Here is a 26,381-nt window from a genome sequence, read left to right as displayed (position 1 = left end):
CCATGCCCCGCGAGATCGCCTTCCATGGCGTGTACATGCCCACCATGACCTTGATGTTCCTGTTCGCCCTGGGCCTGGCCTGGGGCCTGGACCGGTTCATCGCCAGCCATGATGGCTACCGCTTCTTCTGGCACCCGGCGCTGCTGCGCCTGAGCCTGTTCGTCTGCCTGTTCGGCGCCCTGGCGCTGTCGCTCTACTGGTGAGAATCCTGCAATGAAAAAGTTCTTCAGCCTGATCGCCACCCTGCTGGTGCTGACCGCTGCCGTGGTGATTGGCCGCCAGTTGTGGCTGCACTACATGACCACGCCGTGGACCCGCGACGGCCGGGTGCGCGCCGATATCATCAACGTTGCCGCCGACGTGCCGGGCTATGTGGTGGATGTGCCGGTCAAGGATAACCAGCGGGTGAAGAAGGGCGACGTGCTGATCCGCATCGATCCCGAGCACTATCAGTTGGCGCTGGACCAGGCCAAGGCGCTGGTGGCCTCGCGCAAGGCCACCTGGGAAATGCGCAAGGTCAACGCCAGGCGCCGCGCCGACATGGACAACCTGGTCATCTCGAAAGAGAACCGCGACGACGCCAGCAACATCGCCAGCTCCGCCCTGGCCGACTACCAGCACGCCCAGGCCCAGTTGGCCGCCGCCGAACTGAACCTCAAGCGCACGCAGATCGTTGCCACCGTCGATGGCTATGTGACCAACCTGAACATCCACAAGGGCGATTACGCCCGCACCGGCGAGGCAGTGATGGCGGTGGTGGATGAGCAGTCGTTCTGGGTGTACGGCTTCTTCGAGGAAACCAAGCTGCCCCACGTCAAGGTAGGGGATGTGGCCGAGCTGCAGATGATGAGCGGCGAGCGCATCAAAGGGCATGTGGAGAGCATCGCCCGGGGGATCTACGACCGTGACAACCCGCAAAGCCGCGAGCTGATCGCCGATGTGAACCCGACCTTCAACTGGGTGCGCCTGGCGCAGCGGGTGCCGGTGCGGATCCATATCGATGAAGTGCCGGAAGGGTTCCTGCTGGCGGCGGGGACCACGTGTACCGTGGTGGTCAAGCCGAGCGAGGGCTGATCCAGTTCTCGCGCTGACGCCATCGATAAATTGGCGGGCAAATGTCAGCGCTTGAGGGTGGCGTTGAATCGGGCTGTTGCTGCAGTTGCTTCCTGTAACAGCTGACTCCAGTCGTCAGGCGGGTATCCGGTGCCCAACATGCGACGGAACACTTTGTAGGCATCGTCACTGCTTTCGTAAGCGCGTTTGCTGTCGTCATCGTTTACCCAAACCAGGACGATTATCTTGCTCGACGCGTGATAACGGAAAAACAAACGATATTGCTGGAAGAACTTCGCCCGGAACCAGTGCCGGTGGGCATCTCCCAGGGTGTTGCCCTGGCGATACTCGGTTTTGGTTGGATCCTGCGCGATGCCATCAAAAGCCAGGCGAATAATTGCAGTCAGCCGTTTCCAGGCATTCTTCCTGGTGTAGCTATCGGGGGCCTTGCGCTTCAGGACCTCCAGTTCGTTTTTCAGCTGGTCCAGCTTATCGAGGAACATGGGGTGTGCGAACACCGTCCAGCCAGTTGAAGAAACGGGGGGGAGGTCAGCATCTGTCATTCATCATCCGCCGAAAGAGGTTGATCCAGATCGAGTTCTTCATCGCCAACCAGTGCCTTCAGGCGAGCGACAAACTCTGCATCGACAACCTTCAAACGTTGCGGGTTCGTGGCGATATCCCGCTCCAGGAATTCGAGGAACTGCCCCACGGCAGGGTCTTCCTCGGCTGTCTCTGCGCGGGTGAGTATCACTGCTCCGTCAGGGCGGATCGAGTAGTGAATCTTGTCACGCTTTTTCAGGCCCAACGCGCGGCGAACGGTTTCGGGGACCGTTGTCTGGTAGCGCTCGGTCAGGGTCGATTCCGCTTCGAAGGTAGTAGCCATGGTCGTCAGTCCGCGAGGGGTAATATCGGCCACGGTAATGCGAGTGCATTACCTGGTCAATGCAGTTGCATTACCTCGTGTGTACTGGCTGATCAACGGTTTTCCTGGCTCAAGCTGCCCCGACCAGCACGGGCACCTTCACCCGGTCGATCACCTTGGCGCTGATCGACGGATCCAGCAGCCTGCCTAGCCGTGTCAGGTGGCGGTGGCCGATGATGACCAGTTCGCACTCCAGTTCCCGGGCTTTGGCGACGATCGCCTCCACCGGCTGGCCGGCGACCATGCAGCCCAGGCTGTCGAAGCCGGCTTCGCGCAGCATGCTCACGGCGCTGTTCACGGCGTGCTCGGCCTGTTGCTGTTCGTCGCAGGCGGCGGGGTATTCCTCCAACTCCTGCTCGGTGTAGGCCGTGCGGTTGTCGTGCACGGCGAAGGTCGAGTCGATGGCCAGCAGCACATGCAGGGTGTGCTCACCGGGGCGGCAGTAGCGCTGGGCGAGGGTGAGCAGGCTGGTGGCTGCCGGGGAGGCGTCGATGGCGATCAGAACCGGGTGGGGCATGGGCAATCCTTTGGAGAATGGATGGCAGTGCTGCGCTCATCGCCGGCAAGTGGCAACGGCGAACCGCGGCGCCCACAGGGAGATGCGCTGCCTGTAGGCGCTGCGGTTCGCGGCCGCGGCTTACCGGCGGTGAGGCCACACCATTGTCGATTCAATAACCTCTGCGGATAAATGGTCCCCCACGCACGGCGCCATTGCGTCAGACGCAATCGGCCAACCTGTTACCATCGCGTTTCCCACAGCTGTCACGGAAAACGGCCATGCAACTCCCGGACATGAACCTGCTCGTCGCCCTCGATGTGCTGCTCGACGAAGGCAGTGTGGTGGGCGCCGCCCAGCGCATGAACCTGAGCCCGGCGGCGATGAGCCGGACCCTCGGGCGAATCCGCGAGGCCATGGGCGACCCGATCCTGGTGCGTGCCGGCCGTGGCCTGGTGCCGACCCCGCGAGCGTTGGCCCTGCGCGAACAGGTGCATGGCTTGGTGGAGCAGGCTGGCCTGGTGTTTCGCAGCCGCGATGCCGTCGACCTGGTCAACCTCGACCGCGCCTTCAACATCCGCACCAACGACCTGTTCATTGCCCTGTATGGCGCACAGTTGCTGCGCATGATGCTGGCCCAGGCGCCGCGCACGGTGCTGCGTTTCGTGCCCGAGGGCAGTGGCGATGACGATGCGGTGCTGCGCAACGGGCAGATCGACCTGATCATCAGCTCGGCCATCGAGCTGGGGCCGGAGATCAAGGTGCAGAGCCTGTTCAACACCTACTTTGTCGGCCTGGCCCGTGAGGATCACCCGATCTTCGATGCCGTGATCACTCCCGAGCGTTTTGCCGCCTACCCGCAGATCAGCGTGTCCCGGCGTGGTCGCGCCAACGGGCCGATCGACGTGTCGCTGGCCAACTGCAAGGTGGAGCGGCGAGTGGCGCTGATCACCACCAGCTTCCATTCGGCAATGTTTTCGCTGCCGGATTCAGATCTGATCCTGCCGATACCGGCCAATATCCTCAACAGCGTGCAGCGCTTGAAGCTGCCCTTGCGTTCGTTCGAGATCCCGGTGCCGCTGGAGAAGGTCAACGTGATGCAGGCCTGGCATCCGCGCTTCGACAATGACCCGGCGCACCGCTGGTTGCGGCAGACGTTGAAGGCTTGCGGCAGCATCGATCCTTGATCGGCAACGTTTGCGTTCCATAGTCGGCAAATCAATCTGGATTGCGTCTGGCGCAACATAAAGCTGCCAACAAGTCAGTTTTCGTCAGCATTGGACCTTCTTAGACTTCCCCCAGCCCTTAAAATGTTGCTGGAGATGTCTATCCATGAGTTCCCTGACCGCGCCTTCCGCCGCGCTGGCCGCCGCCCCTGCGCCGGCCGCCCCCGCGCAGACGGCGTTCGGCCTGCGGGTGGTGGTCGGGCTGTTCGGCGTGTTGCTGGCGGTGCTGTGCGCCGGGCTCAACGAGGCGGTGACCAAGATTTCCCTGAGCGACATCCGTGGCGCCATGGGCATCGGTGCCGACGAAGGCGCCTGGTTGCTGGCGGTGTACAGCGCCGCCTCGGTCTCGGCCATGGCCTTCGCGCCGTGGCTGGCGACCACCTTCTCGCTGCGCCGCTTCACCATGACCGCCGTCGGCCTGTTTGCCGTGCTCGGCCTGATCCAACCCTTCGCTCCCAACCTGCACAGCCTGATGTTGCTGCGTGTGCTGCAGGGCTTCGCCTCGGGCGCCTTGCCGCCGATGCTGATGAGCGTGGCGCTGCGCTTCCTGCCACCGGGCATCAAGATATATGGCCTGGCCTGCTATGCCCTGACCGCCACCTTCGGGCCCAACCTCGGCACGCCGCTGGCCGGGCTGTGGACCGAGTACGTCGGTTGGCAGTGGGCGTTCTGGCAGATCATCCTGCCGTCGCTGCTGGCAATCGCCTGTGTCGGCTGGGGCCTGCCCCAGGATCCGCTGCGCCTGGAGCGCTTCAGGCAATTGGACTGGCGCGGGGTGCTGCTTGGCCTGCCGGCGATCAGTTGCATCGTCCTTGGCCTGTCGCTGGGCGACCGCTGGGGCTGGTTCGACTCGCCGCTGATCTGCTGGCTGCTCGGTGGCGGCCTGCTGTTGCTGGTGCTGTTCATGTACAACGAGTGGTCCGAGCCGCTGCCGTTCTTCCAGTTGCGCATGCTCTCGCGGCGCAACCTGAGCTTCGCCCTGGTGACCCTGGCCGGTGTGCTGGTGGTGTTGTCCGGGGTGGGCAGCATTCCTTCGGCGTACCTGGCGCAGATCCAGGGCTACCGCCCGGCGCAAACCAGCCCGCTGATGCTGCTGGTGGCCATGCCGCAGTTGCTCGCCCTGCCGCTCACCGCAGCGCTGTGCAACATCCGCGCGGTGGACTGCCGTTGGGTGCTGGCCGTGGGCCTGGCGATGCTGGCGGCGTCGTGTGTGGGTAGCAGCCTGCTGACCTCGCAGTGGATTCGCGGCGACTTCTACCCCTTCTACCTGCTGCAGGTGTTCGGCCAGCCAATGGCGGTGCTGCCCTTGCTGATGCTCTCCACCAATGGCATGACCCCGCAGGAAGGGCCGTTCGCTTCCGCCTGGTTCAACACGGTCAAAGGGCTCTCGGCGGTGATCGCCGGCGGCCTGCTCGACGCCCTTGGCACCCTGCGCCGGCATTTTCATTCCAACCACCTGGTCGACAGCCTGGGCAACGCGCCGCTGATCGACGACAACGCCGCTGGCCTGGCCAAGCGCATCCATGAACAGGCCCTGGTGCTGACCTCGGCCGACCTCTACCTGGTGATGGCGGGTATCGCCGTCGCCATGATCTGCCTGATCCCCTTCGTGCCTACCCGGATCTTCCCGCCGCGTGCGGTGGCCTGAAGCCGGGGCTGAATTCGAGATAGAAAGATGACCAACAACCGCAAGACGCTCTTCATCGGCTCGGCACTCGCCGTGGCCGTGCTCGCCGCCCTGGTCGGCCCCTGGATGTTCGGCAGCGATCATCGCCAGCGCACCAACGACGCCTACGTGACCGCCGACTACACGGTGGTGGCGCCGAAGGTGGCGGGCTTCATCAAGGAGGTGCTGGTGGAGGACAACCAGCAGGTGAGTGCCGGCCAGTTGCTGGCGACCATCGACCCGCGCGACTACCAGGCCGCGCTCGACGCCGCGCAGGCCCAGCTGTTGGTGGCCAGGGCGCAGAGCCTGGATGCCCGCGCCACCCTCGAACGCCAGGCCTCGTTGATCGCCCAGGCCGAGGCGGCGGTGAAGGCGGCCCAGGCCGAGGCGGCCTTCGCCGACCACGAGGTGACCCGCTACAGCCGCCTGGCCGAGCAGGGCGCCGGCACCGTGCAGAATGCCCAGCAGGCGCGCAGCGGCGTCGACCAGGCCCGTGCGCGGTTGGCCAACAGCCAGGCGGCGCTGCTGGCCACGCGCAAGCAGGTGGACATCCTCAGCGCCCAGGTGGCCAGCGCCGATGGCCAGCTCAAGCGTGCCGAAGCCGGGCTGGAAAAAGCCCGGCTGGACCTGTCCTACACCCGCATCACCGCGCCGGTCGACGGCATGGTCGGCGAGCGCGCCCTGCGCATCGGGGCCTACGTCAATCCGGGGGCGCGGCTGCTGTCGGTGGTGCCGCTGGAGCGCGCCTATATTGTCGGCAACTTCCAGGAGACCCAACTGACCCATGTGCAACCGGGGCAACCGGTGAGTATCAGCGTCGATACCTTCTCCGGTGAACAACTCCACGGCCGTGTCGAGAGCATCGCCCCGGCCACCGGGGTGACCTTCGCTGCCGTGAAGCCGGACAACGCCACCGGCAACTTCACCAAGGTGGTGCAGCGCATTCCGGTGAAGATCGTCTTCGATGACGGCCAGCCGCTGTTGGCGCGCCTGCGCGTGGGTATGTCGGTGGAAGCGACCATCGATACCCACGGCGACACGCTGGCTGGCAAAGAGGTGACTGCGCGATGAGACGCCTGAGCCCTCTGCTGCTGGCCATGCTGCTGGCCGGCTGCACCCTCGGCCCGGACTTCCGGCGCCCGGACAGCGAGGCGCCCAAGGACTGGGCCGAGCCGCAAGGCGCTGCCGCGGCCAGCCAGCCGGTGGCCGAACCGCTGGAACTGCGCTGGTGGGACAGCTTCCATGACCCGCGCCTGAGCGCGCTGATCCAGAAGGTCACCGAACGCAACCTCGACCTGCGCATGGCCAGTGCCCGCCTGTTGCAAAGCCGCGCCTTGCGCAGCAGCGTGGCGGCGGACGAGCTGCCGGCGGTGGACGTGAACGCCGGGTACAGCCGTGCGCGCAACAGCGCCGAGGGGCTGAACGACCCGTCCGGCAAGTCCGGCAAGTCGGCGTACAACCTCTGGCAAGGCGACCTGGTGGCCGGCTGGGAACTTGACCTGTGGGGGCGTGTGCGCCGCCAGGTCGAGGCCGCCGACGCGAGCGTGGCGGTGGCGGAGAACGACCGCCGGGGCGTGCTGCTGGCCTTGCTTGCGGAAACCGCCGGCAACTACATCCAGTTGCGTGCCGTGCAGCACACCCTGGACATCACCCAGGACAACCTCAAGGTTGCCCGCCACAGCCTGAAGTTGTCCGAAGGTCGTCAGGCTGAAGGGGTCGCTACCCGCCTCGACGTAGCCCAGGCCAGCGCCCAGGTGGCTTCGATCGAGGCGCGCCTGCCGACCCTGGAAGCCCGTCGCGACGACCTGATCAACGCCCTCGGCTTGCTCGCTGCCGAACCACCACGCAGCCTGCAGCGTGAGCTGCTGCAAGGTGGCGAGCTGCCCGCGCCGCAGCAGCGCTTCGCCATCGGCGTGCCTTCGGAGCTGGCCGAGCGCCGGCCGGACATTCGCCAGGCCGAGGCCCGCCTGCATGCCGCCACCGCCAGCATCGGCGTGGCCAAGGCGGACTTCTACCCGAGCATCCGCTTGTCCGGGAGTGTCGGTTTCCAGGCCATGCAACTGTCCGATTTCGGCGGCTGGGATTCGCGCCGGTTCGCCTTCGGCCCGCAGCTGTCGCTGCCGATCTTCGAGGGCGGGCGGCTCAAGGGCGCCCTGGAGCTGCGCGAGGCCCAGCAGCAGGAGGCGGCGCTGAACTACCGCAAGGTGGTGCTCGGTGCCTGGCACGAGATCGACGACGTGCTGCGCCTGTACAACGCCAGCCAGCTACGTCGTGATCACCTGGCCGAGGCGGTGCGGCAGAACCGCATCGCCCTGGAGACCGCGCAGCGCCAGTACGTGGAAGGGGCGGTGGACTTTCTCAACGTGCTGACGGTGCAGTCGGCGCTGCTGGCCAGCGAGGAACAGTGGATCGACAGCTCGGCGGCGGTGTCGCAGGCGCTGGTCGGGCTATACAAGGCGCTGGGCGGCGGCTGGCAGGCGTTCGATCAGGTTTGAAAGGCATCGCGGGGCAAGCCCGCTCCCACGATGCCTTGTGTCGTCAGAGCGGTCGCAACAGCCCGAAGCGTTTGCGCAACACCCAATCCAACAGCCTCTGCGGCAGCACCCGGGCCATCAACGGCAACGCCGTGCTGCCATTGCCGATACGCACCAGCGCCGGCACTGGCGACTTGCGCGTGGCGGCCAGCAGGCGCTGGGCAAACACCGCCGCCGAAGTCGGTCGGTCCTGCGAGGCCCGCGCCCGGGCCTGTACCTGTTCGCGCAACGGCCACCATGGCGAATCGCTCGCCAGTACCTGCTCGGCCTGTTGCTGGGCATTGCTGGCGAACTGCGAGGCGATCGCCCCCGGCTGCACTTCCATCACCCGAATGCCGAACGGCGCCAGCTCCAGGCGCAAGGCATCGGTCAGCCCGTGCACGGCGGCCTTCGACGCGCAGTACGCGCCGGCGAACGGGGTGACCAGCACGCCCGAGACACTGCCGATGTTCACCACCAGCCCACGCGAGCGGCGCAGCAGCGGGAACAGCGCGCGGGTCACGCCGACCAGGGCGAAGACATTGGTTTCGAACTGTTGGCGCATGGCCTCGACACCGCCGTCGAGCAGCGGGCCCATGGCGCCGTAGCCGGCGTTGTTGATGAGGATATCAAGGCCGCCGTGGCGGTCTTCCAGCTCGTCGGCCAGGCGGGTCAGTGCCTCGCCGTCATTCACATCCAGTTGGCGTGCGGCAAAGCCGGCGGCGAGCAGGGCGTCGACGTCGTCGGGCTTGCGAGCGGTGGCCCAGACTTCGTGGCCGGCATCGCGAAAGGCGTCGGCCAGGGCGCGGCCGATGCCGCTGGAACAACCGGTGATGAGGACGGTGGGCATGGGGTAGGCCTTAGGTCTGGGAGGGTCGTAATACCTGCCCCGGTCCTATCGCTGCGGTTCGCCGCTGCGACAAGCCAGCTCCCACAGGGGCTTCGGTGATCCCTGTGGGAGCTGGCTTGCCGGCGATAGGGCCGGTACAGGCAATGAATCAATTGGCGAATGTACCTTGCAGATGCTCGGCACGAAACTCCAGGGTCTGCGGCCGATACCCCGAGCGCAGCGGCGGCACCGGCAGGCAGTCGCTCCACTCGACGCCGGGCTGCAATTCGCCGGGACCGCGATAGCGGGGTGCTGCATAGGTATTCTCGGCAAGGTTCACGGTATCGCCGGGTGCATAGGCGGCCACGCGCCAGCGCAGTTCGGTCAGCGGCGCCTTGTTGCCGTTCTTCATGCGCACCTGCAGGGCGCGGTCGGCGGGGCACTGGTCGGGGGCGTAGGTCAGGCGAATGTCCAGGCGCGCCAGCTGCGAGGCCTCGCGGGTGTCCTGCCAGACCACCCCTAGCGCCACCAGGCCCAGGCCGCACACGGCGGCCAGGGAAATCGGCAGGGCCTTGGCCGGGTAACGCAGCAGCAGGACCAGCCAGGTAAGGATGAGCAGGGCGCCGATGATCATGGTGGGGCAGGCCTTGGTGGCGGGGGTTTGATCATCTTGGAGCGCCAAGCTGCAAGCTGCAAGCCACAAGAAAAAGCGGGAGCGCGACGAATCGAGCATTTCGATTCACCGCGCCCCCGCTTTTTCTTGCAGCTCGCAGCTGTTACTGCGCGATGGTCTTCACCGAAACCCCACGCTCCACCGGCGTCGAGGTGCGCCCATACACATCCTCGAAGCGCTCGATGTCATCCTCGCCCAGGTAGCTGCCGGACTGCACCTCGATGATCTCCAGCGGGATCTTGCCTGGGTTGCGCAGGCGGTGCACCGAGGCGATGGGGATATAGGTGGACTGGTTCTCGGTCAGCAGGAACACGTTCTCGTCGCAGGTCACCTCAGCGGTGCCGGACACCACGATCCAGTGCTCGGCGCGGTGGTGGTGCATCTGCAGCGACAGGCTGGCGCCCGGCTTGACGGTGATGTGCTTGACCTGGAACCGCCCGCCCATGTCCACCGAGTCGTACGAGCCCCAGGGGCGGTAGACTTCCAGGTGGTTCTGGGTCTCGGTCCGGCCCTGGGCGTCGAGGGTGTTGACCAGTTGCTTGACGCCTTGGACCTTGTCCTTGTGGGCGATCATCATGGCGTCCTTGGTTTCGACCACCACGATGTTCTCCAGGCCAATCACCGACACCAGCTTGCCATTGCCGTGAATCATGCAGTTGTGGCTGTCCTGCACCACCACGTCGCCCTTGGTGACGTTGCCGTTGTCGTCCTTCTCGTGCACATCCCACAGCGACGACCAGCAGCCTACGTCGCTCCAGCCGGCCGACAGCGGCACCACGCAGGCGCGCTGGGTCTTCTCCATCACCGCGTAGTCGATGGAGTTGTCCGGGCAGCAGGCAAAGGTGGCTTCGTCGATGCTCAGCACATCGGCGTCTTCGTCGCTGCGCTCCAGCGCCAGCAGGCAGGTGTCGTAGATATCCGGATCGTGCTTTTTCAGCTCCTCGAGGAAGCGGCTGGCGCGGAACAGGAACATGCCGCTGTTCCAGAAGTAGCCGCCGGCGCGGACGAACTCGTTGGCGCGCTTCTCGTCGGGTTTCTCGACGAACTGCGCGACCCGTGCCACGCCCTCGGGCAGCAGCGCGTCCTGGCTGGAGCGGATATAGCCGTAGCCGGTCTCGGGCTTGGTCGCCGGCACGCCGAACAGCACCATTTCGCCGCGCTCGGCGGCCACGGTGGCAAGGGCCAAGGCACGTTGCAGGGCCTTCTGGTCCTCGATCACGTGGTCGGCCGGGAGCACCAGCATCAGTTCGTCACGCCCTTCGTTGACCAGCTTCATCGCGGTGATGGCCACTGCCGGCGCGGTGTTGCGGCCGAACGGCTCCATGAGGATGGCCTGGGTTTCCAGCTTCAGCGCACCTAGCTGCTCCTGGACGATGAACTTGTGGTCCTTGTTGCAGACCACGATGGGGGTGTCCATGCCATCGAATACCAGGCGCTCGATGGTCTGCTGGAACAGCGTGTGTTCGCCGGTCAGCGCCAGGAACTGCTTGGGGAACTGCTTGCGCGACAGAGGCCACAGACGCGAACCGCTACCACCAGAAAGAATTACCGGGATCATCATGTTTCTCCAATAGTCGTTTAGAGGCAGGGGGATCAGTTGCTAGCCACGGGGCGAGTTACCCACACCGGCGACAGGCTGTTGCCGGAACCGGTGACATACAGCACGGCCGCTTCGCCGCGCTCCAGGGCGACGGGCTTGACGTCGCCGACTTTCTTGTCGCCTGCATACAGGGCAAGGTTGACCTTGACCGGATTGATTTCACGTTCGCCACGGCCCTTGGCCGCCACCGGCTTGACCACTTCGGTCTTGCCGTCGGCGGTCTTCAGGGTCAGTTGCTGGTCGCTGAGGTTCTGCACCCGCACCAGGGCTTTCTGCTTGTTCTTGAACGGTGGCTCCTCGATCAGCTGCGGGTTGCCGCCGCTGTTGTTGACCAGGGTGTAGTACTTGTCGGCGGCCAGCTTGACCGGCACGCTCTTGCCGCCGACCTGGGCGGTGTAGTCGCCGCCGGGCAGGAAGCTGAAGTCGCTGCTGGCCTGGGCGCCGACCTGCTTGATCTGGGTGTTGCCGACGCTGGCGGCGGTGGGGCTGCTGGCGGCGTTGTACAGGCGCACGAAGGTCGAGCCTTTCGGCGCGCTCGGGCCATAGAGGGCGGCATCGGCGCCAGCGAAGGCCTGCATCGAGGCCAGGGTCAGGCCGGCGGCGAGGGTGAGGGCTTTGGCAATGGAAGTCTTGGTGGTCATGTGCGTGTTCCTCTCTATCTTCAGTGGTCCGTCCGGTTGGACGACAGGGCCAGGTTTTCTTCGGATTTGCGGGAGTTCTTCAGCTGCGCGATCCACTGCGGATCGAAGGCGCTGAGGTCGTTCTTCATTGGCAGATACCGTTCGGGGAATTCCCACACCACGACCTGTGGCGGGGCGTTTTTGAAAGCGTCGCTTTGCAGGTACTTGAGCATTGGCAGCAACGGCCCGTGGCCGTCCTCGGCGTAGTTGGCGACGTCGCTGCGCAGGGCCTGTTGCAAGGCGCCGAGGAAGTTCCAGTGCGGGTTGGCGCTGTAGCTGGTGCCTACCAGCGCCACCGGGATACGACTGTCGTCGAACAGCGCGTCGCCACCTTCGCCGCCCTCGGCCTGCACCGGGTGGGTCTTGCGTTGTTGCAGGGTGTCGGGAGTGGGCAGCAGGTTGCTGAACAGCGGATCGAGCGGCAGGAAGTTGGTCAGGTCACCCTTGTACGGCGCGCTGGCGCCGGCCTCGGTGATGTACGCCTGTGGCTCGCCGGTGAGCAACTGCTGGCGGTCGACGGCTTCGGCCAGCGATTGCGCAACCACTTCGGCGCCCATCGGCGTCCAGTGGGTGTCGGTGCGCAGGAATACCTGGCCGCGGGCCTTGGCCTGCTCCAGCGGCGCCAGCAGGTCGGGGGCGAACACATTGGCCTGGCGCGCCTGGGCGTGGAACTGGTTGAACAGGTCGTCGTGCAGGCTGGCCGGCGTCTCCTTGCCGATGTATTCGGAGTAGAGGCGGGCCTTGGCCGGGACGATCGCCAGTACCAGTTGCACGCCCTGGCGTTGCAGTGCGTCGCGCACCCCACGCACCAGTGCCAGGTTGTCCTGCATCTGTTGCTGCGCGCCGGCGGTGGGGTTGAATTCCTCGTCGGTGAACAGCCACTGGTCGCGGCCCAGCACCACGCCGGGGCGGCCTTCGTTGAACAGCTTGAAGTCCAGCGCGGCCCACAGGTTGGTGCCGACGCGCTTGATCGGGAACTGCTCGTCGTAGTGGGTTTCGGCGGCCTTGGCCAGCTTGCCGTCGAGCAGGGTCATCTGCCCGGTGCGGTTGAAGCTTTCCAGCCCGCCGACCGACCATGCGCCCAACCCGACCAGCAGGCCCATGAACGACAGCGAATAGGTGATGCGAAGTGTCCGGTTCATGATCGGGGCCTCAGAACTGGAAGTAGAGGAAAGGCGAGTAGCTCTGCGCCGAGAGCTTGAGCACCGAGGCGACGAACAGCAGCAGGACCAGGGCGCGGGTCATGATCCGCGTCCAGTCCAGCCCCACCGACCCGTCGGCGTTGATTTGCACGGGCGTTGCCTTTGGCGTTGGCTTGGCGTTGCGGTAGAAATCACGCAGGCCGAAGAACGCCAGGCTGAGGTAGGCGACGACCAGCGTGGCGACCTGCAGTCCGGTGAGCTGGGCGCTGTTGATTTCCGACAGCTGCCAGTCGCCGAAGCTGAACATGGCGCCGTACATGCGGGCGGCCACGTGCAGGTTCTCGGCGCGGAAGATCACCCAGCCGACCACCACCAGCAGGAAGGTGAAGGCCCATTTCACCGGGTTGAAACGCTGCGGATTGGTGTCCAGCCCCAGCGCGCGCTCGATGGCCAGCCACAGGCCGTGCCAGGCGCCCCAGATGATGTAGGTGAAGTTGGCGCCGTGCCACAGCCCGCCCAGCAGCATGGTCAGGAACAGGTTGCGGTAGGTGTTGAAGGTGCCTTTGCGGTTGCCGCCCAGGGTGATGTACAGGTAGTCGCGCAGCCAGGTCGACAGGCTGATGTGCCAGCGCCGCCAGAATTCGGTGATCGACTGGCTGATGTAGGGCTGCTTGAAGTTTTCCATGAAGCGGAAGCCCATCATCAGGCCCAGGCCGATGGCCATGTCGCTGTAGCCGGAGAAGTCGAAGTACAGCTGCGCGGTGTAGGCCAGGGCGCCGAGCCAGGCATCACCGGTGGTGGGGTTCTGCAGGGCGAAGCAGTGGTCGGCGACCACCGCCAGGGTGTCGGCGATGAACACCTTCTTGATGAAACCCTGCATGAAGCGGGTGCAGCCTTCGGAGAACTTGTCCAGGGTGTGGGTGCGGTTGTTGAACTGGTCGACCAGGTCCTTGAAGCGCAGCACGGGGCCGGCGATCAGGTGCGGGAAGATCGCCACGAAGGCCGCGAAGTCGATCAGGTTGCGCGTGGCCGGGGTGTCGCCGCGGTACACGTCGATGATGTAGCTGATCGACTCGAAGATGTAGAACGAGATGCCGATCGGCAGCAGCACGTGGGTGAGGATGAACGGCTCCAGCCCCATCGAGGTCATGATCGCGTTGAGGCTGTCGACCCCGAAATTGGCGTACTTGAAGTAGCCGAGGATGCACAGGTCGACGCCCACGCCGAGCAGCAGCCAGCGCTGCGCGGGCTTGGTGCGCACGCCGGCGGCGCCGACTTTCAGGCCGATCCAGTAGTTCCACAGGGTGACCCCGGCGAACAGGGCGAGGAAGTCCACCCGCCACCAGGCGTAGAAGATGTAGCTGGCAACCAGCAGCAGCAGGTTGCGATAGCGATTCCCGCTCACGTAGTACAAGCCGAGGAAAACCGGCAGGAACAGGAACAGGAACACGTTGGACGAGAAGACCATCCCGGTTCTCCTAGTTATGCACAGCACCTGGGGCACAGCGCCCCCCAAACCCCCCAGTAAAAACCGGAAGGCAACCTAGTCCCCCGTGGGTGCCGGCTTGCCGGCGAAGCCTTGCCCAGCGATAGTCGGGGGCCGCTGTGCGGCCCATCGCCGGCAAGCCGGCTCCCACAGGGATCGCGTTACTTTTTCTGTTCCGCGCTCGGGTCGTAGACCCGCGTCACATCACCCCCCAGCCGGAAACTGTTGAACGGTTGCATGTCATGCTTGCGCTCGAGGGTGTCGCCGACGCACTGGTACAGCGCGCACCACGGTTCGAGCCAGGCGTACTTGCTGTCGATCTTCAGGTCCTTGAGGTCCTGTTTCACGCCGGCGCGGGTGTTGAAATGAACAGGGTCGCGGGCACCGGCCAGCACGCCTTCGCCAAGCCGTTGCAAGGCGAAGTTGTTTTCCTTGCGCAGGTCCACGCCGTTGGCCTGGGCGAAGCTGGCGATCATCGCCAGCGGCGGCAAGGCGTAGTTGTGGTAGGCCAGGGCGCGTTGCTTGCGCTTGACCTCGTTGGGCAGGAAGCCCTGCTCGTCGACCTGGTTGACGCCGACCTTGTATTCCTTCACCGCCCAGTCGAACAGCTCTCGCTGGTCGGTGGCCACGGCGGTGGCCATCACCGACCAGGCCGCCCAGTAGCTGTGGTTGTTGATCTTCTCCAGCGGCAGGTCGCTCCAGTCGCGCACGGTCTGGCGCGCCAGGCGCACGAACCATTTCTCGATCTGCTCGGCTTCGGCGCGGTGCGCCGCCAGTGGCTGCGAGTTGGAGAACTTCAGGCGCAGCCACGAACCGCTCATGCTGCCCAAAGCCCATTTGCGCATGGACTTGCCGGTGTGGTTGTAATCGGTGGACATCAACGCATCGGCCCGTGCCCAGGTGTCGAGCCAGGTCAGGGCGCAGTCCAGTTGCGCCGGGCGGCCATCGCGCATGTACTGGCCGACCATCTTGCTGACACCCTTCTCAAGGGTGGTGATGTCCTCGGTGGATTTGCGGAAGGCTTTTTCCGAGGCGACATTGAGCGTCGCCCGGGCCTTGTCCGAACCTTCGTACTTGCTGCGGAACTGCAGCGCGCCGGTATAGGGCTTGGGCGCGGCTTCGCAGCGGAAATTGCCGTCGCCGGTCTTGAGCTTCTCGATGCCCTCGTAGTAACCCTGGGGCGGCACCAGCGCGGCCTGCGCCGCGCCGCCGAACAGGGCGAGGGCGAGCAGGGCGGGTGCGGTCTTGCTGCTTATGGTGGTCATGGTCGCCTCACTGGCCAGCTTGCGCGGTGTGCTGCGCGGGGCTGGCGAAGTTGTTGCGTTTGCAGAGTTTGGCTTCGACTTTCTGCGTACCGCTTTCTGGCCCTTGTACCTCCAGGGCGAGCAGGTTCTGGCCTGCCCAGTCTTCGTCCTCGCGCATCTGGAAGACGAAGCGCCCGTCGGTGTCGGAGGTCTCGGGCTTCTCGATCTTGATGTCCTCGTGGCGGCCGTTGAGGTACCACAGGGTGGCCTGCAACACCTTCACCGAGGTGTCCTCGAACTTGATGTCGAGCTGGTGGTTGCGGTTGACCAGGTCCTTGATCACGCCGTTCTTGCCATTGACCATCAGCTCGTTCTTGCCGGGCTTGAGGGTGGCGCTGGCGCTCATCTGTGCCGGGCGATCGTCACAGCCATCGTCGAGCAGGCCGAGGATCTGCCGCCAGATGGTTTCCTGGTCGAGGCGGTACAGCGGCGAGAACTCCCAGACCAGGATCTTCGGCGGGTTGTTCTGGAATTCCTCGCTGCCCAGGTACTGGATCATCGAGCCTTCCAGGCCGCCGCCGGGGAAGGCGACGTTGAGCACATCGGCGCCGATGTACTGCTCGAGGAAGCCCGAGAAGTTGTAGTTCTTGCCGCTGTGGCTGGTGCCCACCAGGGTGATCTGCGCGTTGCCCGAATCGCCGAACAGGTCGTCGCCGCCGGCGGCGCCCTTCGGTTCGGTGGCGAACTGGTCCATGTACTGCACCGCATAGCTGGTGCCGCACAGCTGGCCGGCGACGTTGTGCAGGGTGCCGGTCTTGCCCATGCGCCCGGACTTCCTGGTCTCGAACTCCTTGCGCGGGATGCCTTCGAAGGCCGGCATCTTGTGCACCGTGTCGGCCACGATCTTCGCCGCGCGCTCGGCGCCGTAGGGCGTCCAGTGCTGGTCGCCGCGGAAGTAGAAGTCCTTGCCCTGGTCGGCGGCGGCCAGTTGCTCGTTGGTCAGCGGCGACAGGTCGGGCACGTTGTAGCCCATCCTGGCGAAGCGCTGCAGCATGGCCTGGTAGTTGCGCAGCGCCTTCTGGTAGTCGAAGGCGGCCTTCTCTTCGGGGTTGAGCATGTTGCGGTTCACCAGGCCACGGGTCGGCTGGTACACCACCACCAGCTCGACGCCACGCTTCTTGAACGCGTCGTGCACCTGCTGCAGGCGCTTGTAGCCGCCTGGGGTGGTGTCGAACTCGGTGCGCAGGTCCTCACGGGTACGGAACAGCCAGTCGCCCTGGGCTTGCACCAGGGTGGTGAAGTTCTGCTGGTAGCGCGTGGTGTAGCGGCTGGCGTCGTGAGCCTCGGGGCATAGCTGGCAGCACGGTTCGGCGCTGAAGGTCGGTGCCTTGACGTCTTCGGCGCGCACGCCCTGGCTGATGGCCAGGAGGGCGGCGGACAGGCCCAGCAGTTTCATCAGGTGTGGAGTCATGGTCTGGGCTTCCTTAGTCGATCATTTCGGTCTGGCGTTCGACCGGGTCGATCAGCACGGCCTTCTGCTGGCGCACCAGCAGGTCGAGGATTTCGTCCTGGCGCTCGCCGAGCACGCCGTTGAAGCTGATGCCGTTGGCCTTGCGCGGCATCAGCATCGACACTTTGTACAACTCCACCGACAGCGGCGAATCGATCGACAGCGGGCCCGAGCCGTTGGCCGCCAGCTCGCCGCCGACCACGATCAGCGACACCTTGGTGTCGAACGGGTCGAGGGCGATGTCGCGGTCGGTGTCGGACAGGTCCTTGATGTGGCCGTACACGCCCACCAGGCCGTTGGCCATGGCGACGTTCTCGTACAGGCGGATGTTCACGCTGTTGCGCACGCGGATGCCGTGGCGGCGGTTGTTGATCAGCTTGTTGCCCCAGATCAGGTTGTCGCCGCTCTCGTACAGGGTGATGCCGTCGGTGTGGTTGCGGTAGATCTCGTTGTAGGCGATCAGGTTGTTGACGCTGTTACGGTCGATCACCACCCCCGAGAGCTTGTTGTCGTAGCTCTTGTTGTTGATGATCCAGCTGTCGTTGACCTCACGGGAGACGATGATCCCGTGCTTCTTCTTGGTGCCATACACGGTGTTGCCGGCGATGATCAGGCGGTGCGAGCGGTCGTGGGGGTCGATGCCGTAGACGATGTTGTCGCGGTAGGTCGAGTCCTTGATCACGAAGTCCTGGGTCTCGTAGCAGTAGAAGCCGTACCACATGTCGCTGAACTCGGAACCGATGATCCAGCCGGTGGGTTCCGGGCGGCCCATCTGCTTGGCCATGTTCGGCGTGTACTGCGAGATGCTCACGCCATAGGACTTGGATTTGGCGTAGCCGAAGCTGGCCATCTTGCTGTTGACGATATAGGTCTCGGTGCCGCCCCAGCTAAGCAGGAACGGGCGGAATTCATCGGGCTTGCGGAAGGTCGCCGGGCCATTGGCCTGCTCGCGCCATCCAGTGACCTGGGTATCGCTGACGAACAGCTTGCCGTCGTTGACGATGAACGAACCGCCTTCTTCGGACAGGCGCAGTTCCTTGACCTTGCCGTCGATCTCCAGCACGCCCTTGCGCCCGACCACGATCGGCAGGCGCGCCAGGTATACGCCCGGTGCGGTTTCACGCAGGTACTGGCTGGGGACTTTCTTGCTCAGCTCCACCAGGTCGACGTGGCCGTCATCGACGAAGATCGCCTGGGGAATGCCGTGCTGGCGGCGGACCCATTCGGCGCCCTTGTTGTCGCCGCCGATGAACTCCTTGAGGGTGTCCTCCTGAAGCATGCGGCGCACGCTGACCTTGCCCTTGTGCCGGCGGTCGATCTTCTGCTGCACGGCCTGTGCGGTGTAGCCGGACAGGTCGGGCAGCTTGGGCGGGTCCATCTTCAGCGGCTCGATCGGCGCGCTGGAGACGGTATAGGTCTTGGCCTGTTGCAGCCCTTTGGCCATTTCGGGCTCGGCGGCCTGGGCAAGGCTGCCGGCCAGCAGCAGGGCGCTGGCGAGCAGGCTGTGGCGAAGGTTCGGGTGCAGGTTCATGGCTATCCTCTCCCGGCCTCAGTAGCGCCAGATCACGTCGACGAAGGCGCGGTGCATGTACGAGTCGGCTTCTTTGCCGTAGGCGTCGCCCGGCTTGAACACACCGGCGCGCAGGCGCACCAGGGCCGACGGTTCGTCGATCGACTGGCTGATCGAGGCCGGCAGCAGGCCCTGCTTGAAGTATTTGGTCACGACCACGTCCATTTCCTGGCCGAGGTCTTTCTCGCCCTGCACCAGCGGGCGGCTGATGCCACCGTCGTCGACCACCGCGTTGATGCCGCTGGAGCCGATGTTCTGCTTGCCGTCGACGCGCCAGAACTTGTGGTAGATGAAGCTGGCGTCGTAGTCGTCGCGCAGCTGCCAGGAGGCGAACAGGGTGGCCGCCTGCAGGTTGCCCAACTCGCCGCGGAACGCCTCGCCGAAGCGGTGCACGCGCGAGCGGGTGCCGGTGAAGTTGGAGCGGTTGCTCTCAAGGCCGGTCTGCTCGAAGTTGTTCGAGCCGTCGCTGCCACCGCCGCCGCTGCCTCGGGCGTAGGCCGCGCCGACCTGCCACTGCGGGTCTAGGCGCAGGCGGATGCCGAGGTCGGTGGCCCAGGCGTTGACGTCGCCGCTCTGCTTGCCGGTGGCGACCTGATCGTTGCCGACTGCCTGGCTGCTGAGGGTGTCGCGGTCGCCGGTCAGCCAGGTGACGCTGCCCCAGTAGTTGACGGTGTGGTCGTTGCGCCAGTTGTAGGCGTCGCTGTTGGCCTCCAGACCCAGCCAGGTGAGGTCGCCGGTGCGGGTCTTGTCGAGGGCGTCGACGGTTTCGCCGGGGCGCTTCAGGCTGCCGCCGTCATGGCTGTGGTGGGCACGCAGGCCAACCCAGTGGCCGGGTGTCCATTGCGTGGCAACGTTGCCGTAGACATGGGTGCGGTCCTTGTCTTCGGGGGCCAGCTCGGTGAGGTCGGTGCGGTATTCGCTGAAGCGCTGGGCAACGCCGAGGTCGGCCTTGAGCAGGGTGGTGTCGAAGGTCCAGTTCAGCGCCTCGATATTGGTGTCGCGCCACATGCCGTCGTCGCTGCGCAGGCGCTGGCGGCCGAAGCGCAGCTGCTCGCCGGGGTAGGGGGTCAGGCCGCTGTAGCCGATCCAGAATTCGCGCATGGCCAGGTAGCTCTTGTCCGGCTTGCGGCTGTCGTCGCCGTTGTCGCTGGTGGTGCCGTCGTCGTTCTGGCGCAGGGTGTCGGTTTCGATGATGTCGGTGGCGGCCACCGCCTGGCCCATGGCGAAGGCGCTCCAGTTGCCGCGCTCGCCATACACCCAAGGGCGCAGGTCGAGGCCCAGGCCGTTGACGTCGCCGCCGGAGCGGGTGCCCAGGTCGCGGTCGTCCTCGGACTGGCCGGTGATCTTCACGTCGAGGCCGAAGTTCTTCTGCGCGGTTTCCGCCGCCAGGGTCGGCATCGACCACAGCAGGGCGAAGCCCAGGCCGATGCCGGCTTTCACGAAGGGGTTGAGCGTCATAGCGAATCCTCGGCGTCTACTTCTTCTTTTTCGTCCTGCAGCGCTTCGATGGCCAGGGTGCTGTTGGCGCCCTGGGCCATGCTGCCGCGCGCCTGCTTTTCCTGCGCCAGCAGTTGCTGGGCCTGGTTGCGCTGGTCGGGCGTGAGCTGCTGGTCGAGCTGTTGCAGCAGGTCGCTCGACTGTGGGGTCGGGTTGACCTGGGAGAGTTGCGCGAACACCCAGGCATTGGTCGGCGCCGGGCGGATGCCGTGGCCTTCGCTGAACAGCTGGGCCAGGGCATAGTCGGCGCTGTTCTGGCCACCACGGGCGGCGGCGAGCAGGTGGTCGACGGCCTTTTGCGGCTCGACCTGGCCCAGGTAGCCACGGCGGTACAGCTGGCCGAGGTAGTAGTCGGCGCTGACTTCGCCGGCGTCGGCGGCGGCCTGCAGGTGCTCCTGGGCCTTCTGCGCGTCGGCGGGCACGGTCTTGCCTTCGTAGTAGAGCCGGCCCAGCAGCAGTTCGGCGCGGGGCTGTTCTGCCTCGCGGCCCTTGTCGATATAGGCCAGCAGCTGGTCGGTGTCGCCCAGTTCGGGGAAGTCGTAGAGCAGCTGCGCCAGGCTCACCCAGGATGCCGGGTTGGCCGGTGCGACCTGCTCGAGCAGGTCCTTGGCGGTCTTCTCGTCGGTCTGGCCCAGGCTGCGGTCGGCCAGCACGCGGGCGACGCTGTCGACCCGGGTGGCGGGCACGGCGCCGCGGGCATGGGCGGCCTTGAGCTGTTCAAGCAAGGCGGCCTGCTGCTCGGGCTGGGCGCGTTTCTGGTAGACGGTGGCCAGTTCCACGTAGCAGATGTCGGTAGTCGACAGCGCGGCCTTGCAGATCTTCTCCACCTCGCCCAGGTGCTGGTCGTAGGTGCCCTGGGTGCGGTACAGCAGCACCTGGGCCAGGCCAGCTTCGGGGTTGCCGGCGGCGCGCCACTGGTCGATCTGTTGCTGGGCGTTGACCTTGGGGAAGCTCTGCGGGTATTGCAGGTAGAGCATCGCCAGCGGGATCAGGGTGTTCGTCTCACCTTGTCGCGCCGCGAGCTTGAGCAGGGTCTCGGCCTCTTCGCGCTCGGCCTGGGTGCTGTCGGGCTTGGCCACCAGCAGGCGGCCGAGGCGCGCCTGGGCACGGGGCGAGGTGGCGGCGGCGGCGCGGTAGGTGGCCTCGGCTTGCTTGAGCATGGCCGGGTCGCGGGTGCCGACCTGGATATCGGCCAGGCCGACCTGGGCGTCGCTGTAGCCGAGGTCGGCGAGGGCCTTGTAGTTGCGTTCGGCGGTGGCGGTGTCGCCACGCTTGAGCGCTTCGTTGGCCAGGCGCTGGTCGGGCAGGCCGGCGCAGCCGGCCAGGGTAATGGCGGCGGCCAGGGCGCATGCCCCCAGGCGCAAGCTGTCCCTGTGGGAGCCGGCTTGCCGGCGAGAGGCCAGTGCAGGCGCTGCATCCGCTGGGCGAGTGCTGCGCACTCGATCGCCGGCAAGCCGGCTCCCACAGATATCGGGGTGTCTGCTGGTCATTATCCGATCCTCTTACAGCCCGCGGGCCACGGCCTTGTCGATCAGCCAGTTCAGCGACGGGCCACGGTCGCTGTTGACCGAGGCCGGGCGGCCGGCGAGTTCGGCCGGCAGGCCGCCGTCGGGCTTGATCTGCACGCGGATATCGGAGGCCAGGTTGTCGGTGTCCAGGCTCGAGCTGCCGGTGATCCGGCCGCTGCGTACTTCATCCTCGCCGGCGATCTGGAAGTTGACCCGGGTGCCCGGCTTCACTTCATCGAACTGGCGATAGCTGAAGCGCGCCTCGATGGTCGGGGTGCTGGTGCGCGGGATCAGCGCGAACACCGGCTGACCCTTGCTGGCGTACTGGCCGTCATCCACCAGCTGGCGCGAGACCACACAGTCGCACGGGCTGGTAAGGGTTCCGGAGAGTTGCTTGCCGAACAGCTCCTCGACCTTGGCCGGCTCCAGTTGCGAGTCGTCCAGGTGGCCTTTGAGCAGGTCGAGCATGCTGGTGTTGAAGGTTGCCAGTGGCGCGCCCTTGGCCACGCTCGCGCCGTTTTCCACCAGGCTCTGCACGCTGCCGTCGCGGGGCATGGTGACGTTGGTGGTGGGCACCGCGACCACGCCGGCTTCGGCATGGCTGACGAAGTACAGGCCATACAGCGACTTGGCGACGAAACCGAAGGCCACCAGGCCGACCACGAACACCCCGGCGGTGACGGTGACCGCGCGCAGGCGGCCGAAGGCGGACAAGCCCGAGCCTCCGTCCTTCTGCTTGCGCGCCTTGGTGAAGTTGTCGCGCTGCAGGGTGCTGAGCACGTCGCCGACGCTGATCAGCTCGCCGGACAGGTGGCTGGTGATGATATGGCGCAGGGTGGCGATGTCGCGTGGCTCCAGGTTCTGGAACTCGGTGCCGGTGCGGCCGGTGTCGCGGCTGCTGGTGCGTACCAGCAGCTCGACGTCCATCGACAGGCCGAGGTTGTCGACCACGAACTGCAGGCGGCCGCGCAGCACTTCGCCTTCGGCCAGGGGCTTCGCCGCATGGAAGGACAGGCCCCCGGCGGACAGGTCGTCAATCTTCACCTCGTGCGGCTCGCGGTTGCCGTCCAGGTAGCGCAGCTTGGCGGGAATGCGCACCCGGGCATGCTGGCGCTGCGCTTCGGATTCATGCACGACGTTGACGTTCACGGCGGTATTCATGGCGATATTCGTTCCTGTTATCCGATCCGGGGGCTCACACGACCATGAACAGCACGGCGACGAAGATGCTCGCGGCCGAGAAGGTCATGGTCCGCGAGGACCAGGTGTTGAACCATTGTTGAAAACTTGCGAGGTCGCGCTTGAGGGCAGTGGGCTGGCGGGTCCAGGACTGCTTGTCGAGGCGGAAGAACACGTAGATCTTCATCACCGCGCCGACGATCTGGTTGTAATAGAGAATCAGCGGGTAGGCGGGGCCTACGTTGTGCCCCGAGCACAGCAGCATGATGGTGAGGATCAGGCGGGTGATGCCGATCCACAGCAGGTACACCAGCAGGAACTGCAGGCCGAACTTGAAGCTGGCGATCACCGCCACGGTCAGGCCCAGCAGGCTGGTCCACATCGACACGCGCTGGTCAAGCAGGACGATGCTGGTGAACAGCCCCAGGCGCTTGAGGCCCAGGCCCAGGGCGCGGGAGTTCTGCCGCAGGTTGTTGCCGTACCAGCGGTACATCAGCTTGCGGCTGGCCTTGACGAAGCTTTTCTCCGGCGGGTGCTCCACCGTGTTGATCGCCGCGTCAGGCACGTAGAAGGTGTCGTAGCCCAGGCGCATCAGGCTGAACCAGCTGGACTTGTCGTCGCCGGTAAGGAACTTGAAGCGGCCCAGGCGCCAGTGCATCAGCGAGTCGCTTTCGACGTCGGCGATGAACTCGGGGTTGGTCACCACGCTGGCGCGAAACATCGACATGCGTCCGGTCATGGTCAGCACGCGCTTGCTCAGGGCCATGGAGCACATGTTGATGTGGCGCTGGGCGAAGCGCAGCTTGTGCCATTCGCTCATGATGTAGCCGCCGCGCACTTCGCAGAACTCGTTGGTGGTCAGGCCGCCGACGTTGGGGTAGAGCTTGAACCACGGCACGGTCTTGCGTACCACGCCTTCGGCCAGCACGGTGTCGCCGTCGATCACCGCCACCACGGCGTTGTCGTCCGGGAGCATCCGCGAGATGGCGCGAAAGCCATAGGCCAGGCCATCGCGCTTGCCAGTGCCGGCGATGCGCACGATGTCCAGGGTGACGTGTCCGGGCGGGTTGTACTTGGCCCACAGACTCTTGACCAGCAGCTCGTCGGACTTCTCCACCAGCGAGCAGACCACCGTGGTGGGGAAGCCGCAGTCGATCGCCTCGCGGATCACCGAGCTGTACACCTGGGCAGTGGTCAGCGCATCGATGCGAAAGCTGGTGACCATCAGGTACACATGCGACGGGTCGGCGGCCTTGCCGAGCTTCTGCACCTTGCGGCGCAGGTATGGGTAGACCAGGTAGAGGAAGATCATGCCGCGGATGAAATGGGTGGCGCCCATGGAGTAGCGCCAGATGCCGACAGCGCCGACCAGGAAGATGAAGTGCTTCGACTGCGAATCGAAGATATCGCTGGGCAGGGCCAGGGCGATCAGCATGAGCAGGCTCATGTAGAGCAGCCAGCCGGCGCACTGCAACAGCACTGTCTGGAACCTTTGCATGTTCGGCATCCGTCGAGAATTCGGGGTAGGAAGGGCGGCGCGCTGGGGAGGGACGCGCCGCCCGACCGGGTTTACCAGCAGATGCCTTCGGTACGGCTGGTGGTGCAGGTCGGCTTGCTCATGAAGCCGACCAGGTCGATCACTTGCTTGCCGGCCGGTGCCTGTTGGGCCAGGGCGCGGAACTTCTCATCACGGTTGCCCAGCACGATGATGTCGGCGTCGTTCACCACCTGCTCGAAGTTGGCGTTGAGCAAGGAGGACACATGCGGAATCTTCGATTCGATGTATTCCTTGTTGGCGCCGTGCACCCGGGCGTACTCGACGTTCTGGTCGTAGATGTCCAGCTGGTAGCCCTTGCCGATCAGGCGCTCGGCCAGCTCCACCAGTGGGCTTTCGCGCAGGTCGTCGGTACCGGCCTTGAACGACAGGCCGAGCAGGGCGACCTTGCGTTTGTCGTGGCTTTCGATGATGTCGAAGGCGTTCTGCACCTGGGATTCGTTGCTGCGCATCAGCGAGTCGAGCAGCGGCGCCTTCACGTCCAGGCTCGAGGCGCGGTAGGTGAGGGCGCGCACGTCCTTGGGCAGGCACGAGCCACCGAAGGCGAAGCCGGGACGCATGTAGTACTGCGACAGGTTGAGCACCTTGTCCTGGCAGACCACGTCCATCACATCGCGACCATCGACGCCGACCGCCTTGGCGATGTTGCCGATCTCGTTGGCGAAGGTGACCTTGGTCGCGTGCCAGACGTTGCAGGTGTACTTGATCATCTCGGCCACTTCGATCGGCTTGCGGATCACCGGGGCATCGAGTTCTTCGTACAGGGCTTGCAGGACGTCGCCGCTGGCGCTGTCCAGTTCGCCGATGACGGTCATTGGTGGGTGGTCGTAGTCCTTGATCGCGGTGCTTTCGCGCAGGAACTCGGGGTTGACCGCCACGCCGAAATCGACACCGGCCTTCTTGCCCGAGCAGTCCTCGAGGATCGGGATCACCACGTTCTTGACGGTGCCCGGCAGCACGGTGCTGCGTACCACGATGGTGTGACGGCGGTCGGTGTCGCGCAGCACGTAGCCGATCTCGCGGCACACCGACTCGATATACTCCAGGCCCAGGTCGCCGTTCTTCTTGCTCGGCGTGCCGACGCAGATCATCGACACATCGCTGGCGCGGATGGCTTCGGCGAAGTCGGTGGTGCCACGCAGGCGGCCTTTGGCGATGCCTTGCTGCAGCAACGCTTCCAGGCCCGGTTCGACGATGGGCGACTTGCCCTGGTTGATCAGGTCGATCTTGGTGCTGGACACGTCCACCCCAATCACGTCATGGCCTCGTGCCGACAGGCAACCGGCACAGACTGCACCCACATAACCCAAACCAAAGATGCTGATACGCATCGCATTCACCTCGTGTGTTTATCACGCCAGCCCTTCAGCGAAGAGCCGACCGGGTTGATTGACCAGCAGTATTCGGGCGTACGGATCCGTGGCGAATTGACACTTCACCGAACGCAGGCATGAATAAATCCGGAGCGCAAAAAGTTATGCACTCAAAGTTGGCAGTCAAAGGCCAATATTTAAAAGGCGTGCCCTGAAATGCAGCCGTCTTTATTGCAAATCGCCATTCGCGAATTGCTGTGCTTGTTCTTTCAAGTGGATAAATCCTTTGAAATCAACCACTAGGACGAATTTTAGGGGCGCTTCTCTCCTGCATGGATAATGGCTTCAGGCACTTCCTGTACCGCCGTTGAAGTTGTGGGGCCGATTGTGAATAGCGGCCCTTTGTCATCTGTAAGTCATTTCTCACGCTCAGCGCTTGAAACTCGTTACGGGTGCTATGAGCCATTGGGCGTAGCAGAAGTTCCTGGGGCGGTTCCGCCACGGTGAAAGATTTCTAAATATTTTTTCAGAGGGAAATACTTTCAATGTGATGGCACGCCACAGTTTGATCCCCGTATATAAAGGGCGAAATCGCAGGGGGATGGTTATATGCCAGCATGCGAAAATATTTTTCAAAAATCGTCAAAAAACTACGAACGGTCTTATGGCGTTTTGCGATAAGGATGTGACTGATGATTTATTGACGCTGGAATTTT

The 26,381-nt window shown here is 64.9% G+C and carries 23 protein-coding genes; 6 read left to right on the top strand and 17 right to left on the bottom strand.

The features are described from left to right. The first annotated feature begins 2 nt into the window (after positions 1-2). Positions 3-203 carry a DUF1656 domain-containing protein gene (locus AC3WL2_RS09510; protein WP_008097766.1) on the top strand — a complete coding sequence of 67 codons (201 nt, stop codon included), beginning with the start codon at positions 3-5 and terminating at the stop codon, positions 201-203. Between the two features lie 10 nt (positions 204-213). Further along, positions 214-1,074, top strand: a complete 861-nt coding sequence (locus tag AC3WL2_RS09505) for an efflux RND transporter periplasmic adaptor subunit (protein ID WP_102682110.1) — start codon at positions 214-216, stop codon at positions 1,072-1,074. 44 nt (positions 1,075-1,118) lie between these two features. Here AC3WL2_RS09505 and AC3WL2_RS09500 read toward each other — a convergent pair whose 3' ends face one another. From AC3WL2_RS09500 to AC3WL2_RS09490, 3 genes are all read right to left on the bottom strand, one after another. After that, positions 1,119-1,616, bottom strand: coding sequence for a type II toxin-antitoxin system YhaV family toxin (locus tag AC3WL2_RS09500; RefSeq protein ID WP_102682109.1), 498 nt, complete (start codon positions 1,614-1,616; stop codon positions 1,119-1,121). Then, positions 1,613-1,939 carry a type II toxin-antitoxin system PrlF family antitoxin gene (locus AC3WL2_RS09495; protein ID WP_102682108.1) on the bottom strand — a complete coding sequence of 109 codons (327 nt, stop codon included), beginning with the start codon at positions 1,937-1,939 and terminating at the stop codon, positions 1,613-1,615. The genes AC3WL2_RS09500 and AC3WL2_RS09495 overlap by 4 nt, the downstream gene beginning before the upstream one ends. Positions 1,940-2,048: 109 nt before the next feature. After that, positions 2,049-2,495: a universal stress protein gene (locus tag AC3WL2_RS09490; RefSeq protein ID WP_102682107.1), complete on the bottom strand. Its 447-nt coding sequence runs from the start codon at positions 2,493-2,495 to the stop codon at positions 2,049-2,051. A 260-nt stretch (positions 2,496-2,755) separates the two neighbouring features. Here AC3WL2_RS09490 and AC3WL2_RS09485 point away from each other — a divergent pair, with 260 nt between their 5' ends. The 4 genes from AC3WL2_RS09485 to AC3WL2_RS09470 all read left to right on the top strand — a co-directional run bounded on the left by AC3WL2_RS09485 (position 2,756) and on the right by AC3WL2_RS09470 (position 7,861). Further along, on the top strand, positions 2,756-3,661 hold the full coding sequence (locus AC3WL2_RS09485) for a LysR family transcriptional regulator (protein ID WP_102682106.1): 906 nt from the start codon (positions 2,756-2,758) through the stop codon (positions 3,659-3,661). 145 nt (positions 3,662-3,806) lie between these two features. After that, positions 3,807-5,348, top strand: a complete 1,542-nt coding sequence (locus AC3WL2_RS09480; RefSeq protein WP_102682105.1) for an MFS transporter — start codon at positions 3,807-3,809, stop codon at positions 5,346-5,348. A 27-nt stretch (positions 5,349-5,375) separates the two neighbouring features. After that, complete coding sequence (locus AC3WL2_RS09475) at positions 5,376-6,437, top strand: HlyD family secretion protein (protein WP_102682104.1); 1,062 nt, start codon at positions 5,376-5,378, stop codon at positions 6,435-6,437. Then, the gene (locus tag AC3WL2_RS09470; RefSeq protein WP_102682103.1) at positions 6,434-7,861 is read left to right on the top strand and encodes an efflux transporter outer membrane subunit; all 1,428 of its coding nucleotides are present in this window, start codon (positions 6,434-6,436) and stop codon (positions 7,859-7,861) included. The genes AC3WL2_RS09475 and AC3WL2_RS09470 overlap by 4 nt, the downstream gene beginning before the upstream one ends. A gap of 43 nt (positions 7,862-7,904) precedes the next feature. Here AC3WL2_RS09470 and AC3WL2_RS09465 read toward each other — a convergent pair whose 3' ends face one another. From AC3WL2_RS09465 to AC3WL2_RS09400, 14 genes are all read right to left on the bottom strand, one after another. Continuing rightward, positions 7,905-8,729 carry an SDR family oxidoreductase gene (locus AC3WL2_RS09465; RefSeq protein ID WP_094011735.1) on the bottom strand — a complete coding sequence of 275 codons (825 nt, stop codon included), beginning with the start codon at positions 8,727-8,729 and terminating at the stop codon, positions 7,905-7,907. 148 nt (positions 8,730-8,877) lie between these two features. Then, on the bottom strand, positions 8,878-9,342 hold the full coding sequence (locus AC3WL2_RS09460) for a multidrug transporter (protein ID WP_102682166.1): 465 nt from the start codon (positions 9,340-9,342) through the stop codon (positions 8,878-8,880). A gap of 142 nt (positions 9,343-9,484) precedes the next feature. Continuing rightward, a complete protein-coding gene (locus AC3WL2_RS09455; RefSeq protein WP_102682102.1) occupies positions 9,485-10,939 on the bottom strand; it encodes a mannose-1-phosphate guanylyltransferase/mannose-6-phosphate isomerase in 1,455 nt (484 codons plus the stop codon). A gap of 35 nt (positions 10,940-10,974) precedes the next feature. After that, on the bottom strand, positions 10,975-11,622 hold the full coding sequence (locus tag AC3WL2_RS09450; RefSeq protein ID WP_102682101.1) for an alginate O-acetyltransferase AlgF: 648 nt from the start codon (positions 11,620-11,622) through the stop codon (positions 10,975-10,977). Between the two features lie 20 nt (positions 11,623-11,642). Beyond that, positions 11,643-12,803 carry an alginate O-acetyltransferase gene (locus AC3WL2_RS09445; protein ID WP_102682100.1) on the bottom strand — a complete coding sequence of 387 codons (1,161 nt, stop codon included), beginning with the start codon at positions 12,801-12,803 and terminating at the stop codon, positions 11,643-11,645. A gap of 10 nt (positions 12,804-12,813) precedes the next feature. After that, a complete protein-coding gene (locus AC3WL2_RS09440; protein ID WP_102682099.1) occupies positions 12,814-14,271 on the bottom strand; it encodes an MBOAT family O-acyltransferase in 1,458 nt (485 codons plus the stop codon). A gap of 179 nt (positions 14,272-14,450) precedes the next feature. After that, on the bottom strand, positions 14,451-15,554 hold the full coding sequence (locus AC3WL2_RS09435; RefSeq protein WP_102682098.1) for a mannuronate-specific alginate lyase: 1,104 nt from the start codon (positions 15,552-15,554) through the stop codon (positions 14,451-14,453). A gap of 7 nt (positions 15,555-15,561) precedes the next feature. Beyond that, positions 15,562-17,004: an alginate O-acetyltransferase gene (locus AC3WL2_RS09430; RefSeq protein WP_102682097.1), complete on the bottom strand. Its 1,443-nt coding sequence runs from the start codon at positions 17,002-17,004 to the stop codon at positions 15,562-15,564. 13 nt (positions 17,005-17,017) lie between these two features. Beyond that, positions 17,018-18,574 (bottom strand): mannuronan 5-epimerase AlgG, encoded by a 1,557-nt coding sequence (gene algG, locus AC3WL2_RS09425; RefSeq protein ID WP_102682096.1) that lies wholly within the window; start codon positions 18,572-18,574, stop codon positions 17,018-17,020. Between the two features lie 18 nt (positions 18,575-18,592). Further along, complete coding sequence (locus AC3WL2_RS09420; protein WP_102682095.1) at positions 18,593-20,071, bottom strand: alginate export family protein; 1,479 nt, start codon at positions 20,069-20,071, stop codon at positions 18,593-18,595. Continuing rightward, positions 20,068-21,600: an alginate biosynthesis TPR repeat lipoprotein AlgK gene (gene algK / locus AC3WL2_RS09415; protein ID WP_256582533.1), complete on the bottom strand. Its 1,533-nt coding sequence runs from the start codon at positions 21,598-21,600 to the stop codon at positions 20,068-20,070. The genes AC3WL2_RS09420 and algK overlap by 4 nt, the downstream gene beginning before the upstream one ends. A 12-nt stretch (positions 21,601-21,612) precedes the next feature. Next, positions 21,613-22,779 carry an alginate biosynthesis protein Alg44 gene (locus tag AC3WL2_RS09410; RefSeq protein WP_102682093.1) on the bottom strand — a complete coding sequence of 389 codons (1,167 nt, stop codon included), beginning with the start codon at positions 22,777-22,779 and terminating at the stop codon, positions 21,613-21,615. A gap of 34 nt (positions 22,780-22,813) precedes the next feature. Next, a complete protein-coding gene (locus AC3WL2_RS09405) occupies positions 22,814-24,295 on the bottom strand; it encodes a glycosyltransferase family 2 protein (protein ID WP_173862416.1) in 1,482 nt (493 codons plus the stop codon). Positions 24,296-24,366: 71 nt separating this feature from the next. Then, positions 24,367-25,683, bottom strand: coding sequence for a nucleotide sugar dehydrogenase (locus tag AC3WL2_RS09400; protein WP_102682091.1), 1,317 nt, complete (start codon positions 25,681-25,683; stop codon positions 24,367-24,369). Positions 25,684-26,381: the final 698 nt, after the last annotated feature.

The organism is Pseudomonas sp. FW305-96 (genome assembly GCF_058783825.1).
This window is presented reverse-complemented; position numbering and strand designations above follow the sequence as displayed.